The organism is Nitrosomonas sp., from assembly GCF_040240425.1.
Taxonomy (GTDB): Bacteria; Pseudomonadota; Gammaproteobacteria; order Burkholderiales; family Nitrosomonadaceae; genus Nitrosomonas.
Map to the genome: position 1 here is coordinate 159,103 of NZ_QPHG01000001.1, position 15,243 is coordinate 174,345.

Consider the following 15,243-nt stretch of genomic DNA (forward strand, 5'->3'; position numbering starts at 1 on the left):
CCTAACAGAATATTAAAAAAGTATCGTGTGTATCGTGGCAATGCGATTAATACACAGGATGCCGTTAAACGCAACGCGATGTAGCCAATGGCAGTGTATGGGGAAACTTAATTTATGAATAAATCCGGAGCATTATCATGAGACCCGACACAGACATTGGCATGTTCAAAACTGAGGGGAAGAAAGTTTGCGCCAAAGCGTGCCATTTGACCCGACCGCCCATGCACCGCCTCTTCCAGCAGCTATATTTTCAATGTCCTTGGCATGTTCGTCTTGACTGAAAGTAGTACCGTCATCTGCTGAACTCCATATTGCGCCGTTCTTGCCAACAAGCCATATCAAACCGTTAGGCGCGACAGCAATATCTTGCATCGCTCTTGCCTCTGTTTGCACCCAGGCATTCGCATACTTCCACACTGTGCCATCGGACTTGACCGCCCATACCATTCCTTCCATCCCGGCCGATACGCGGCTGAAACCGTTATTCTCTATCTGCGCAAACTGCTTGCCCTGATCGTTACTCACCCAGATAGCGCCATTTTCACCCACAAGCCAAACGTTGCCATCTGGCGCGACAACCACATCTTGCATTGCGCTTGCCGTTGTTTGCACCCAGGTATTCGCATACTTCCACAACGTGCCATCGGACTTAATCACCCACGCTGTACCATCCAAGCCTACAGCAATGCGGCTGAAATCATGCCCTGGAATCTGCGTGAAGGAGGAGCCATAAATATTATCCGACACCCAAACAGCTCCGTCTTTTCCGGTCAGCCAAATGATGCCATTGGGGGCAACAGCAACGTCTCTCATTGCGCTGACCGGTGTACTGTGCCAAATTTCAGCGTGCGCCCAGGAAGAGAACATCACACAAAACACCAACGCCCCGAATCTTAATCGTTGTGAAAAACTTTGGAAGTTATAATCTCGCGATGCTAATTTTATTGCTGACATACTCGTTCATCCTCTCCAGTAGACTGAGTTCTGCGAAATCAACCAATAGGGGCGATTATTCCAGCCCCACCCTCATCAAACCCTAAAGCAGCAAGCGGAAAAGGATCGCACGCCATTGACCAAGTAAGTTTCACCGGCAATAACTTGAAATGACGACACATCCAATCGAGCATCTTGAACTGGCAACGTGTCGACCGCCAGCAATTCGCTCGCGATATCGGCAGGTTTTAAATCGCAGCGAACGCCGCGAATCAAACCGATAAGCTTCAACGCATCCACACCATACGATTCCAGGCTTAACGATTCAAAATAGACTTTTTTGCCTTTAGAATCCATCTGACAAAAATGATCGTTCAGGCGGCACATCATCCGAATCTCTTTTTCGTAACCCCAGCTTGAGAATTTGGTCGAGATTAATTGATTCAAATCGGATTCATCAAAACTGCCGCGCTGGATCGCGGCTTCAACATCCAGCTTGAAGCGCTCGGGCTGATAATCGATGCGTATCGCCATGTCGTCCGGAATTTCAAACACCAACACAACACCGCGATGACTATCGGCATAATGACTCCACAGCACTGGATCGTGATAGTTTTCGCAGAAACAAATCACGCCGTATCGTTCATTCACCTGATTTTTGAATGTTTCCAGTTTGCTTTGGGTATCGTTATCAGAAAAATCCGTAGCACAAAATTCAAACGGATCGTTCAGTTCATCGATGCGCGCAATTTTCAAACGGCGGTCGCGCAAGGCTCTAAGGGCAAATTCTGAAGAAATAAAGTGATAGACAATCATGAACACACTACTTGAGTAAATCGTTTAACATCATGAATAACCTGAAACATCAGCGGATTTAAATCTTAACAATCCGGTGCGCCGTGGGTATTTATTCCCCTAAATATTGCATCACATAAACATCTTGCGATTGCGCAACTTGGAATAGCGTATTGCGGTGTTTATCGTTTCCGTTTGGAAAGTATCCCTTGATTGCAAAGCCTGCAAATAATTCCATAACGAAATCGAAGCGATGAAAGGACCTGTAGAAATTTTCTCCTTCAACAGATGCCTGTCCTTCCTCGGCATAACCCGCCCTATCAAATGCTAGAAAATGCACGTGCTGTTGATCGAAAGAATTTCTCACATAAAGTTCTCCATGCAGCGTCACCATCAGGTATCCGCCCTTGCGGAGAATGCGCTTAAACTCCTGTATCCATTGCTTTTGTGTATCCAGTGACAAATGCGTAAAAACAGAAATCAAATAGATAAAATCAAATTGATGATCTTGATATGGCAAAGGAGGATTCAAATGGCTTAACTGGCAATCAATGGGTTGAGGCAAATGCTGTTGCGCCCACTCTATCAACTGCGGATTCAGGTCACAACCATGAAGCCGGATCTGTGGCGTGATGACATGCCAACCAGCCAGCAAACGCCCGGAACCACAGCCAAAATCAAGTAAAGTCTTTATCTGCCCTATATCTACCCTGGATTTTTGCAAATACGATTGCATCGTCAGCACGGCTGGAATAATGCCATTTTGATATTCCTCCGTTTGAGAATGCCCCTGCGTCAGAAAAACCAGCGCTCCATCCGGTACCGGAATTTGTTGCAATTTCTTTTGATATTCAGCAAATTTGGCCGCTTGAAGTCGCACTTCATCGACATCATAAGTCAAAAAATCCGCCCGTGTTTGATCGCTGAAAACAACATCGATTTGAATTTTTTTGAGTGTTGACGATGGAGCAGGTAACTTGAAGTTAAAACCGCAGGTTTTCGCTGCTGGGACAAAAGGAACATAGGCACTGATATCCGGACGCGGTAAGTTGACGGGAAAACTACCCACAAAAGTCTTATCAGCCGTTACGGCCAGCTCTGAGACCACTTTGTCTCCGAAATAAAATACCCAGCCACTTATCCAGTTTTCACCGTGCAAATTAAATAATTGATATTTTGGAGACTCCAGCCGGTAAACAAGCGGAGAAAAAGATGCCTTGATTGGCGCCACAGTTTCATCGCTGCCAGAGAAAAATGACTTGAGCCAGTTTTTTAAAGATTCTGCAAACATTATTCTTTTGCTCTTTTAATTTGAAAAAGCCGCCAGACCAGCAGAAGGAATTTCATAGTGATTCCACAGCGCCGGATCGTGTTTGAGTATCGCTATCGAAAAAATCGGTAGCACAAAATTGAAGAGGATCGTTCAGTTCATTGATGCACGCAATTTTCAACCGGCGGTCACGCAGGGCTTTGAGGGCGAATTCGGAAGAAACGAAGTGGAAAACAATCATGAATAAATTATCTGGAACAAGTAAAGTGCCAATGAGCGAAGCGCATTGCAAATTTATATTTGGTGCGATAGGGATTACACACAACTTTGCTAAAATGCGTCGGCTACAACAAAAAACTAACTATTTTGGTGATGGTACACGCTTCGGAAATTCAAAGATAAAGCGTAACAACATTTCCGAAAACAAAACTAGTTCTTGAGCATCGTCATCGCTCATTAAACTAATCTCGTGCGTCGCTTCGTTACCCCGTTTACGAATGTGATCGACCCACGCCTTACCGTTTGGAGGTATATAACCCGTATCTGATAAATGTTGAACATAGGCAATGAAAGCCAGTCCTGCAGGTGCGCCCTGTGCGACGGCGATATTCATAAGGAGCTTCCGGCATGCAAGAACTGCTGCGGTAAATGCTCCGGCAGCGAATGCGGAACGCGCTTCGTTATACAGAGACTCAATATCAGTAGGCAGATGGGATACTAGACCGCCTGGTAAAACACCTGGGTATTGCGTCTCCCCCTGAAAGACGGATGGAAGCGAGCAATGTGGACAGACATGCACCGATAAAATTTCAGGTGAATGGTTATTAGTGCAATAACCTTTATTCGAGCCAACACGATTGCTGCAGTGACCGCAAACATAAGACCGAGAGTAAATGGTTTCTATATTTCGCCAATCCACACGTACCTCAGCTTTTTCAAGTAATCTAACTCCAATTAGAATTTCTAAGTAGCAAAATAGCTAAGTTAAAGATAACCCTATTCCCAGAAAACTCACGACTCTCCCTTTTTTCTAGGCATGAGCACGGTATCCTACAATGATTCATTTAAGCCAAACAGATAGGAACAATTTACTAGAGCACCTTGCACTGCTCATCAATATAATCCTTTACCATCTTCACATCCGCATCCTTAACCACAAACCGTTGCGGTAAATCTTCCAGATTCTCAAAACCTGCTGGGCGTTCCGGTTCATGGCCGATGGCCTCAACGATGCTTTCGGCGAATTTCGCTGGTAATGCGGTTTCCAGGCAAATCAGCGGCACGCCGGTTTCGCGGTGTGCTTGGCCGACTTTGAGGCCGTCAGCAGTGTGCGTGTCAACCAGCACGTGGTAGCGCTGGTGGATGTCACGAATGGTACTGATACGGGTAGCGTGATTGCTGCTGCCGGAGACAAAACCGTAATCTTTGATTTTGGCGAATAACGGTGTTTGCGATAAGTCGAAAGGTTTACCTTGATCGACCGCCGACCAGAGTTCCTTGACTTGTTGCGCGTTGCGGCCGGTCAGGTCAAAGATAAAGCGCTCGAAGTTGGAGGCTTTAGAAATATCCATCGACGGGCTGCTGGTATGCTGGGTTTCGGTGGTGGCACGCGGGCGGTACACGCCAGTGCGGAAAAATTCATCGAGCACGTCGTTTTCGTTGGTGGCTAAGATCAGATGCTTGATCGGCAATCCCATCATCCGGGCGACATGTCCAGCACAGATGTTGCCGAAATTGCCGGATGGCACGGCGAAAGACACTTGCTCGTCGTTGCTTTTGGTAGCGGCGAAATAGCCTTTGAAGTAATACACCACTTGCGCGACGATGCGCGCCCAGTTGATCGAATTGACCGTACCGATGCGGTGCGCTTCTTTATAAGCATGATCGTTGCTGACCGCTTTGACGATGTCCTGGCAATCATCAAACACGCCGCGAATGGCGATGTTAAAAATATTCTTGTCTTGCAGCGAGAACATTTGCGCGGTCTGGAAGCGGCTCATTTTGCCGAGCGGCGACAGCATGAACACACGAATACCGTGCTTGCCGCGCATCGCGTATTCGGCGCTGGAGCCGGTATCGCCCGAGGTTGCGCCAAGGATGTTCAATTCGTCGCCGGTTTTGGCCAGTTGATATTGAAACAGGTTGCCGAGTAGCTGCATCGCGATGTCTTTGAACGCCAGTGTCGGCCCGTTGGACAATCCCAAAATATGCAGACCCGGTTCCAGTGTTTTCAGCGGCGTAATATCCGGGGTGCCGAACACTTCGGCGGTGTAAGTTTGATGAATGATACTGCGCAAATCGTCCGCCGGAATGTCGTCGACGAAGCGCGACAGGATCTCGAACGCGAGCGCCGGATAACTTAAATTGCGCCAGGCCGCAAGTTCCGCTGCCGTGATTTTTGGGTAGGCCTCCGGAATGGCCAGTCCGCCGTCCGGCGACAGACCGCTCAACAGAATTTCAGAGAAAGTTTTGGGCGGCATACCGCCGCGGGTAGAAATATAACGCATGGCTGGTTTCTTTAGGTTATGCAACAGCGAGAGACCGGGGACACGGCAGACGCCCGCAAAGCAGTCCGCCTTCTCCGAACCGGTCATCGCTTTAGTTGTTCAGTTCTTCAATACGCAAGCGGAATACTTTGCCGCTGACCACCGACAGTGCTTCAATGCGGGCTATCGCTGCATTGATATTTTTCTCGACCGTCAAATGCGTCAGCATGATGACACTGACTTGATCTGACTCGTCGCTGGCTTCTTTCTGCAGCAAGGCGCTGATGGAAATATGATTATCTGCCACGATGCGGGTAATTTCCGCCATCACGCCGGGTTTATCGATGACTTGTATGCGCAAGTAATACGAGGTTTCCACTTCCTCCATCGGAATCACCGGCGTATCGGACAGTAAATCCGGTTGGAATGACAACGGCGGCACACGATACATCGGATCGGCAGTGTGCAAACGCGTCACATCGACCAGATCAGCGATCACCGAGCTGGCAGTTGGTTCCGCACCAGCGCCGGCGCCGTAGTAGAGCGTGGCTCCCACGGCATCACCTTTGACCACAATGGCATTCATCACGCCTTCGACATTGGCGATCAAGCGCCGCACCGGAATAAGCGTGGGATGCACGCGCAATTCGATACCTTTTTCCACCCGCTTGGTAATTCCGAGCAGTTTGATGCGGTAACCGAGCTGTTCGGCGTAACGGATATCTTCGCCGGTCAACTTGGTAATGCCTTCGGTATACACTTTGCTGAATTGCACTGGAATCCCAAACGCAATCGCCGACATCAGGGTGATTTTGTGCGCGGCATCGATGCCCTCGATATCATAGGTCGGATCAGCTTCCGCATACCCCAGCTTTTGCGCTTCCGCTAACACTTGCTCGAAGGACAGTCCTTTCTCACGCATTTCCGACAAAATAAAATTCGAAGTGCCGTTGATAATCCCGGCAATCCAAGTAATGCGGTTGGCCGTCAACCCCTCGCGCAACGCTTTAATGATGGGGATACCGCCAGCTACCGCAGCTTCAAACGCGATAATCACGCCCTTAGCACGAGCAGCTGCGAATATTTCCGTGCCATGGTTGGCCAGCAGCGCTTTATTGGCTGTCACGACATGTTTACCGTGCGCCAGTGCTTCCAGGATCAAGTCCTTGGCGATGGTTTGTCCACCGATCAGCTCGACGACAATATCGATGTCGGGGTTGGTTGTGATCTCATGCGCATTGCCGGTGACAATCACATTGCTATCCGCCAGTGCACGCGCTTTCTCCAGATCCTTATCAGCGATCATTGTGACGATAATTTCACGGCCTGCGCGACGGGCAATTTCTTCGCGGTTACGTTTCAGAACAGTGTAGGTGCCGCCTCCCACCGTACCGATACCTAATAAGCCAATTTGTATGGGTTTCATAAATTTAAGAATAAAAACAAGTTATGGAATGAACGCGATTATATACGATAATAGCAATCCGGCGCTTGACGGCTCTGTCCGTGTGAACACTCACCGGGATTACAGCGACTTAATTGTTTGCTCTTCCTCGTTTCAAGCAAGCCCCTGGTAAAGTTCTCCGTCAAGCGCAAAACCGTTCCTTATTTGTTACCTATTTTCTGACACGGCTTCTCATTCTGGATGATTTAGGCTAAAATCGATAAAGATTCTAGGAAAATAATATATCCATTTGATAATTATGGATAATATGCCTTTTTAACAAAAGGGTCTCTCACTGTTTGTCAAAGAGGAGTCGCGCATTATGGCCGAGTATTTAACCAAATCAGCCGCTCGCAATATTTTCTATGGCGGTTCTATTTTTTTTCTGGCCGTTTTTACGGCATTAACCATTCACACCCATTTCTATATGGTGAATGTAGCCACCGATGAGTCCACGCTGACAGAATCGGTTGCGCGGGGTAAGCATGTGTGGGAACGCCATTCCTGCATCAATTGCCATTCACTGCTTGGAGAAGGCGCTTATTTTGCGCCCGAGTTAGGCAATGTTTGGATTCGTTACGGCGGCAAACAAAGCCCGGAAGGCGCCCGGCTAGGACTCAAAGCTTGGATGCGCGCGCAACCGACCCGTATCGAAGGGCGTCGGCAGATGCCTCAATTCAATTTAACCGAGCAGGAACTGGATGATTTAGTCGATTTTCTGGAATGGACAAGCCGTATCAATACCCTTGGCTGGCCTCCCGGAATTTCCGGATAATCCTCCGCGATCTTTCAGGCAAATTCATTCATCAAGACGTTTTATGGAGGCATAGCAATGAAATATCATACGCAGGGACTTGCTTTTCCCTATTTTGTCGCTGCTTTGGCATTGTTTCTGGTTCAAGTTCTGGCCGGTCTGCTGGCAGGCGCCATTTATGTGTTTCCTAATTTTCTTTCTGAAACGGCGCCTTTCCATATTATCCGGATGATACACACGAACGCGTTGCTGGTTTGGTTATTGTTAGGTTATTTCGGTGCCAGTTATTTTCTGATTCCCGAAGAAAGCGAAAGGGAAATTCACAGCCCCAAACTCGCATGGCTACAATTGGGTGTTTTTGTCTTTGCCGCATTGGCTGCGGTCGGCAGTTACCTGTCAGGCGTACACGAAGGACGGGAATTTTTGGAACAGCCTTTTTGGGTCAAAATCTTGATGGTTATCGCTTTCGTGATATTTATTTACAATATCACCATGACCGTGCTCAAAGGGCGCAAAACGGTGGTATCGATCGTGTTGCTGCTGGGTTTATGGGGTGCAGCCATTTTCTTCATGTTCGCTTTTTACAATCCCGACAATCTGGCTGTCGATAAATTGTACTGGTGGTGGGTCGTGCATGTATGGGTGGAAGGTGTGTGGGAATTGATTATGGCAGCCATGCTGGCGTTCCTGCTGATTAAGCTGACCGGTGTCGATCGCGAAGTGATTGAGAAGTGGCTGTATGTGATTGTCGGTTTTTCGCTATTCAGTGGTTTGCTTGGCACCGGCCATCATTACTACTGGATTGGCGCACCGGAATATTGGCACTGGATCGGAATCATATTTTCTTTCCTCGAAGTCGTTCCATTTTTTGCCATGATGCTGTGGGCTTTTTACCTGGTCAAGAAAAGCGGCCGTAACCATCCGAACAAAGCCGCGATTCTCTGGAGTCTGGGTTGCCCGGTAATGGCCTTCGTCGGCGCCGGATTGCTCGGCCTGATGCACAGCTTCCCGTCGATTAATTTCTATACGCATGGCACGCAATTGACCGCTGCGCATGGCCACTTGGCCTTTTACGGCGCCTACGTGATGCTAAACCTGGCGTTCTTCACTTACGCGCTACCGGCATTGCGTAAGTTGCAGCCGTTTAACCAAGCCTTGAATATTTGGAGTTTCTGGCTCATGAATGCGGCGATGATCGGCATTACGTTTGCACTGATATTTGCGGGTATCCTGCAAACGCATCTGCAACGCGTGCTGGAAATGGGATACATGCAAGTGCAATCGCAAATTGAATTGTTTTATTGGTTGCGCCTCGGTTCGGGAGTATTTTTCATCATTGGCGCATTACTGTTCATCTATTCGGCATTAGGGCCCGCGCGCGAGAAAGCTTTGTCATCAAGCTACGCGCATTAACGCTTGATGATCAATCACAGTACCGTGCAACAATCTGCCGGAGCGGCACTCGTTCCATTTTACCGGCCAACCGGTAATGAATGCGCACTGTTCGAAACCGCCTATCGTGAAGGCCTGCCGCTGCTCATCAAAGGACCGACCGGTTGCGGCAAAACCCGTTTTGTCATGCACATGGCCGCCCGTCTGGGACGGCCATTGCACACGGTGTCCTGCCACGATGACTTGACAGCGGCGGATTTGACCGGACGTTATTTGCTGCAAGGCGGCGAAACTAAGTGGATGGATGGACCGTTGACGCGCGCGGTGCGCGAAGGTGGCATTTGTTATCTGGACGAAATTGTGGAAGCTCGCAAAGATGTGACCGTGGTGCTGCATCCCTTGACAGATGACCGGCGGATTTTGCCATTGGAACGCTCCGGAGAATTGCTCGAGGCTCCGCAGCAATTCATGCTGGTAGTATCCTACAATCCGGGTTATCAGAATATTTTGAAATCCCTGAAACCCAGCACGCGCCAGCGCTTCGTTTCCATCAGCTTCGATTTCCCGTCACCGGCTATCGAGGCTGAAATCATTGCAGCCGAAAGCGGTTTGCCCGAGCCGCAATGCATCCCTCTCGCTACGCTGGCGCAACGGCTGCGCACCTTGAAAGATGTTGATCTTGAAGAGGTAGTATCTACGCGTTTACTGATTTACTGTGCCACGCTACTGAAGAATGGCTTGGATCCCCAACAAGCTGCCGAAGCGGCGCTCGTCGAGCCTTTATGCGACGACCCGGAAGTTAAACAAGGGTTGCTCGAACTCATCAACGCAACCTTCGGCCAGCCATGAATTGGCTTGAATTGACCGAATTGGAAGAACAAACGGGCCGTTTATGGCACCGCATGGTTGGCGCACCTTCCAGTTACCCGCATTATCCGGAAGCGGCGGTATCACTGGATGATGTGCGCACTGCACTCGGAATTTTTTTCCGCGGACTAGGCGGAGCTCCAGGCGTAGGTATCGTTGCAGGAACGCCACAATCCTCGGAACACCGGCTGACAATGCGGCAGCGCCTCGGCCTGATGAAAGAATCGCTGATTCCGGTTGAATGCAATGCGGAACGCGTATTGCTGCCGCAAGCGCTGGATTTTTTCCCCGATAACGACCTGAACCGACAACATTATTTCTGGCTCGCGGCATTCTTCGCCACGGCGGGTAATTACCGATCTTCACTGCCCCTTAAGTTCCAGGATCCTTTACAAACCGATCTTGCATTTTTGCATCGAGCTTATTGGATAAGTAGAGATATCACTGAGCACTACCCAGGCTTGGCGCAGAGCTACCGCAGGCTTTGCGCGGCCCTCCAGGAACAACGGCCGCGCCGTTCACTGACGGCGCAAGAACAGGGTATCGAAAGCGTTATTCAAACAATGCTGGGTAATCAATTGTGTATAGATTCTGCAGGAGAAGTCTTTCTGCAAGCTGTCTTGCAACTGGCGCCCGATTTCACGCAATGGCGCGCAGCCCGGAATTATCGTCCCTTTCTGCCAGTCCCGCTGTGGGGCAGAGTGAATTTTTATCCGGAATCCACAAATGCCGGACCGGATGTTCTGGATGACGGTGCCGGCAATAATTCTGAAGCCGATGAAAGACACCGCAAAAAGAAAAGCCGGCGGGAAAAACAAGATCAAAGCGCTCGGGATGATCCGTTGTTATTGAATCGTTTTGAAAAATTGATGAGCTGGTCGGAAATGGTCAATGTCAATCGGGCAGTGCAAGACGACGAAGTGGATGCCGCCAAAGATGCTGCCGAGGCACTTGAAGAAATTACGCTTAGTCCGCATGAACAACGCGCTGCCACTCGATTGAAGTTTGACTTGGATCTTTCTCCGGATGATGTCAATCCGGAGATATTGATTGCCGAACTGGCTTATCCGGAATGGGATTTCAAGCGCAAACAATATCACACCCGGCAATGCCGGATTATTTTCCAGAACGCGCTTGAAGATAGCGACCGCTGGGAACCGGATTCTCACGCGAAAAAACGTTTTCGTAAAATTCGCAGGCAATTTGAGGCATTGCAGCCAAAACGCGAAAAGTTGCGTCGCCAACTGGATGGAAATGAACTCGATATGGATGCCTTCGTGCGCGCACGATGCGATCTGCACGCAACCGGCACGTGCTCCGACCGGGTCTACCTCGATACCCGGCAACAATCCCGCGATTTAAGCGTAGCGATTCTGATGGATGTTTCATTGTCTACAGACAGTTGGATAGGTGGAAAACGTATTCTTGATATCGAAAAAGAAGCATTAATTACCCTTGCGACAGGCCTCGCTACATGCCGGGATAGATTCGCCATTTACACATTTACATCACGCAAGCGGGATTATGTGCGCATCTCCGAAGTAAAAGACTTTAATGATGCGTTTGATGCTCGGGTACTTCGGCGTATCGCATCATTACGTTCCGGGTATTACACGCGCATGGGTGCAGCTTTACGTCATATCAGCAAGCTTCTAAATCAGCGCACGGAGCGCCATCGCCTGATCTTGCTGATAACCGACGGCAAACCGAACGATCTGGATTATTATGAGGGCCGTTACGGTATCGAAGATACTCGTCAAGCTATCTTTGAAGCCCGCCATGCAGGGTTATCGGTGTTTGGAATTACGATAGATCATCAAGCGCAAGATTACTTTCCCTATCTATTCGGTCGAGGCGATTATGCCATTGTCGCCCGGCCAGACCGACTCTCTCAAGTACTACCTAAAATTTACCGGCAATTAGCGCAATAAAGAACACAGTACAAGCTACGAATAGTGTCAATTCGAGTAACTATCAATTAGTGCCCAGGCGTTTGCGATAGCGATGCAAAAAATTTGCAATGCGTCCCATTGCCTCGGTCAAATCGTCGACATTGGGCAAAAATACCACGCGAAAATGATCCGGACGTTTCCAGTTAAAACCGGTACCTTGAACCAATAAAACCTTCTCTTCCAATAACAGATCCAGCGCAAATTTCTGATCATCTTCGATCGGATAAATCTCCGGATCCAAACGCGGAAACAAATACAGCGCAGCCTGCGGTTTAAAACAACTCACGCCGGGGATTTCTGTCAATAAATTCCAAGCAACATCGCGTTGCCGCATCAGCCGGCCGGTCGGTAATGTCAGATCATAAATACTTTGATACCCGCCCAACGCGGTCTGAATGCCGAATTGCGACGGTACATTGGCGCATAACCGCATCGAAGCCAGCATATTAAGCCCGGCGATATAATCGCGCGCATGACTCTTCTCGCCGGAAACCACTGCCCAGCCGGAACGAAATCCGGCGGCGCGGTAATTTTTTGACAGGCCATTGAAGGTCACAAACAAGACATCGTCGGCCAATGAGGCAATCGACGTATGCTCGGCATGCTCGTACAAGATCTTGTCGTAAATTTCGTCAGCATAAACGATTAATTGATGCTGACGGGCAATTTCAATGATCTCAAGCAGCAGTTCCTTGGGATATAGCGCACCGGTTGGATTGTTCGGATTGATGATGACAATAGCACGAGTTCTGGAGCTGATTTTCGCACGGATATCGTCCAGGTCCGGCAACCAGCCCGATGCTTCATCACATAGATAATGCTTCGCAATACCGCCCGACAGGACCACCGCAGCAGTCCATAATGGATAATCCGGCATCGGAATCAGCACTTCATCGCCATTATCCAGCAATGCCTGCATCGTCAATACAACCAGCTCGGATACACCGTTGCCAATAAAGATGTCGTCCAATTGCACATTGGGAATTTGCTTTTGTTGGGTGTAATGCATGATCGCTTTGCGCGCAGCAAACAATCCTTTGGAATCGCAATAGCCGGAAGCATCGGATAAATTCCGGATGACATCTTGCAGAATCTCTTCGGGCACATCGAAACCGAACGTAGCAGGATTGCCAATATTCAGCTTGATAATGTGATGCCCTTCTTCTTCCATTTGCCGCGCCCGCTCAAGCACAGGGCCGCGAATGTCATAACAGACATTGGTTAATTTACTGGATTTTAAAATTGGACGCATGATAAGCAACGGAATCTGTTGAGATGGAATAAGAAACCAAACCCCAAGCCTTGCAATACTGTAATTTTCCGATCAAATTGATCTCAGCATTATATATGTTATCCCCACACTTCCGCACTGGAAATACACTATGCCTCTCGTGCGAATTTGGTTTTCTAGCATTTATACCCGAAAGAAACAGCGCACGAATTTCCGGAATTTGTACTATTTCTCTTTATTGGCTGCGGGAGTAATAAACAAAGCTGGAATTGGTTTATTCGCATGATGCCGGTGCATTGCTTTCTTATGTGATCCACTGGAATCCGCCGCCAAGGCATTCGCATCGGAATATTTAGAAACATAAGGCTGGGTAAATAGCGGATCTTCGGTCTTCTTGGCACGTCGGGTATGTTGGGGGGTTATTTCTTTACCAAAGTGAACAACTTTCTCATCGCTTTTCACCCATGAATTGGGTTTCTTATTTTGCTTGATTGATCCGCCATGCTTGGATCTCTGCTCACCGGTTATTGACTTTTTATTGGTATCGCGAACCTGTGGTTCTTTTGATTCAAATCCTTCGATTTGTTCTGTATTAATTTTGATTCCCAATAATTTCTCGATATCAGCCAATGCATTATTTTCTTCCTTGCTGGTTAACGAAATGGCGAATCCTTTTGTTCCGGCGCGCCCCGTTCTGCCGATGCGGTGCACGTAATCTTCGGGATTATTGGGTAATTCAAAATTAATCACATGAGACAGTTCGTCGATATCAAGACCCCGTGCAGCAACGTCAGTTGCAACCAGTACACGAATCAGTCCCTGTTTAAAATTATCCAATGCTTTGGTACGCTGCAGCTGATTTCGATCGCCATGTATCGCTTCGCTTGAAATATCATGCTTATTGAGCCGCTGCGCTAAACGATCCGCGCCTTGTTTGGTACGCGTAAATACCAATACTTGCTGCAAATCTTTTTGTTTAATCAGTTGAATAAGTAACTCTTGCTTTCGAGTAGCATCAACCGGATAAACGACATGGGTTATTAATTCACTCACTGAGTTTTGTTTGGCAACTTCGATCAGTACCGGGTTCTGTAATATCTTGCCTGCAAGTTTCTTGATATCTTCCGAGAAAGTTGCCGAAAACATCAAATTTTGACGCTGCTCAGGAAGCAATTGAATAATCTGTTTGATATCGGGCATGAATCCCATATCCAGCATTCGATCAGCCTCATCCAAAACCAATATCTCAACTTTTGTCAGCGTCAAGGTTTTTTGTTGGATATGGTCCAGCAATCGTCCCGGTGTTGCTACTAATATCTCTATACCGGAACGTACAATATCGATCTGAGAATCGATATTCACCCCGCCATAAATAACTGTCGATCTGAGTGCCAAGTGCTTTCCATATGTTTTGACACTATCATGCACTTGCACAGCAAGTTCTCGCGTTGGAACTAAAATTAATGCACGGATGGGGTGCCGTGCGGGTGACATGCTGGTGTTCGCATGAATCTCCAGCCTCTGTAACATGGGAAGGGTAAAGCTCGCCGTTTTACCGGTACCCGTTTGAGCCCCTCCCATCACGTCTTTTTTTTCTAAAATAACTGGTATTGCTTGTTCTTGTATCGGTGTCGGATTGATATATCCCTGATCAGAGATAGCGCGCAATAATTCGGCAGATAAACCGAGTTGCTCGAATGACATATTTACTGCTCCTGAAAATTTCCTGATTTATTTGCTATATTCATAATTCATCATTGAAGTTTTCGAGAAAAAAAGATTCATTATTTTAATGATAGTTATACGATTTCAACAAATAAAAGAACCCGCACAAATTATTTTGTGCGGGTTCTTTTCTAGTTACATCATTAGCCTTATTCAGAATTTTAAAGCACTCTGAAAATAAGTAAAAACTGAGCGTAAAAAGTTAAATTACTCTTCATCCTCATCTTCATCATCACTCTGGGCTTCTGTGCTGCCAGATGTACCACCAGCCGCTCCTTCACCCTCGTCTTCTTCCTCGTCTTCGTCTTCTCCACTACCACCGTCATCTTCTTCCTTCACCAAAACCAGCTTGCCAGCTTTCAAGCTCGCATTCAAGTCGGTCTTCGGTACTTCT

13 protein-coding genes and 1 pseudogene are annotated in these 15,243 nt (G+C 48.0%); 5 read left to right on the forward strand and 9 right to left on the reverse strand.

The annotated features are described in order from the left end of the window. Positions 1-165: 165 nt before the first annotated feature. From DU481_RS00620 to DU481_RS00630, 3 genes are all read right to left on the reverse strand, one after another. Positions 166-867, reverse strand: a complete 702-nt coding sequence (locus DU481_RS00620) for a WD40/YVTN/BNR-like repeat-containing protein (RefSeq protein ID WP_350131319.1) — start codon at positions 865-867, stop codon at positions 166-168. Between the two features lie 162 nt (positions 868-1,029). After that, a complete protein-coding gene (locus DU481_RS00625) occupies positions 1,030-1,749 on the reverse strand; it encodes a DUF2971 domain-containing protein (protein WP_350131321.1) in 720 nt (239 codons plus the stop codon). 91 nt (positions 1,750-1,840) lie between these two features. Continuing rightward, positions 1,841-3,019 (reverse strand): class I SAM-dependent methyltransferase, encoded by a 1,179-nt coding sequence (locus tag DU481_RS00630; protein WP_350131323.1) that lies wholly within the window; start codon positions 3,017-3,019, stop codon positions 1,841-1,843. Positions 3,020-3,101: 82 nt separating this feature from the next. Here DU481_RS00630 and DU481_RS00635 point away from each other — a divergent pair, with 82 nt between their 5' ends. Continuing rightward, positions 3,102-3,245 carry a hypothetical protein gene (locus DU481_RS00635; protein ID WP_350131325.1) on the forward strand — a complete coding sequence of 48 codons (144 nt, stop codon included), beginning with the start codon at positions 3,102-3,104 and terminating at the stop codon, positions 3,243-3,245. A gap of 114 nt (positions 3,246-3,359) precedes the next feature. Here DU481_RS00635 and DU481_RS00640 read toward each other — a convergent pair whose 3' ends face one another. From DU481_RS00640 to DU481_RS00650, 3 genes are all read right to left on the reverse strand, one after another. Further along, positions 3,360-3,917, reverse strand: a complete 558-nt coding sequence (locus tag DU481_RS00640; protein WP_350131327.1) for a DUF4145 domain-containing protein — start codon at positions 3,915-3,917, stop codon at positions 3,360-3,362. Between the two features lie 172 nt (positions 3,918-4,089). Next, a complete protein-coding gene (gene thrC / locus DU481_RS00645; RefSeq protein ID WP_350131328.1) occupies positions 4,090-5,505 on the reverse strand; it encodes a threonine synthase in 1,416 nt (471 codons plus the stop codon). A gap of 91 nt (positions 5,506-5,596) precedes the next feature. Further along, on the reverse strand, positions 5,597-6,910 hold the full coding sequence (locus DU481_RS00650; protein WP_350131330.1) for a homoserine dehydrogenase: 1,314 nt from the start codon (positions 6,908-6,910) through the stop codon (positions 5,597-5,599). 340 nt (positions 6,911-7,250) lie between these two features. On the opposite strand from DU481_RS00650, the gene DU481_RS00655 reads away from it, so the two are divergent. The 4 genes from DU481_RS00655 to DU481_RS00670 are packed head-to-tail and all read left to right on the forward strand — an operon-like array spanning position 7,251 to position 11,872. Beyond that, entirely contained in the window at positions 7,251-7,703 is a 453-nt protein-coding gene (locus DU481_RS00655; RefSeq protein WP_107804351.1) for a c-type cytochrome, read from the forward strand. 57 nt (positions 7,704-7,760) lie between these two features. Further along, complete coding sequence (locus DU481_RS00660) at positions 7,761-9,095, forward strand: cbb3-type cytochrome c oxidase subunit I (protein ID WP_121165751.1); 1,335 nt, start codon at positions 7,761-7,763, stop codon at positions 9,093-9,095. Positions 9,096-9,101: 6 nt separating this feature from the next. Continuing rightward, positions 9,102-9,923 (forward strand): CbbQ/NirQ/NorQ/GpvN family protein, encoded by an 822-nt coding sequence (locus DU481_RS00665; RefSeq protein WP_350131333.1) that lies wholly within the window; start codon positions 9,102-9,104, stop codon positions 9,921-9,923. Continuing rightward, on the forward strand, positions 9,920-11,872 hold the full coding sequence (locus DU481_RS00670) for a nitric oxide reductase activation protein NorD (RefSeq protein ID WP_350131335.1): 1,953 nt from the start codon (positions 9,920-9,922) through the stop codon (positions 11,870-11,872). The genes DU481_RS00665 and DU481_RS00670 overlap by 4 nt, the downstream gene beginning before the upstream one ends. A gap of 43 nt (positions 11,873-11,915) precedes the next feature. Here DU481_RS00670 and DU481_RS00675 read toward each other — a convergent pair whose 3' ends face one another. The 3 genes and pseudogenes from DU481_RS00675 to DU481_RS00685 all read right to left on the reverse strand — a co-directional run. After that, positions 11,916-13,145: a pyridoxal phosphate-dependent aminotransferase gene (locus tag DU481_RS00675; protein WP_090322213.1), complete on the reverse strand. Its 1,230-nt coding sequence runs from the start codon at positions 13,143-13,145 to the stop codon at positions 11,916-11,918. Positions 13,146-13,349: 204 nt separating this feature from the next. After that, positions 13,350-14,828 carry a DEAD/DEAH box helicase gene (locus DU481_RS00680; protein WP_350131337.1) on the reverse strand — a complete coding sequence of 493 codons (1,479 nt, stop codon included), beginning with the start codon at positions 14,826-14,828 and terminating at the stop codon, positions 13,350-13,352. A gap of 228 nt (positions 14,829-15,056) precedes the next feature. Beyond that, positions 15,057-15,243 (reverse strand): annotated as a pseudogene (locus tag DU481_RS00685) (NapC/NirT family cytochrome c); the annotation flags it as partial.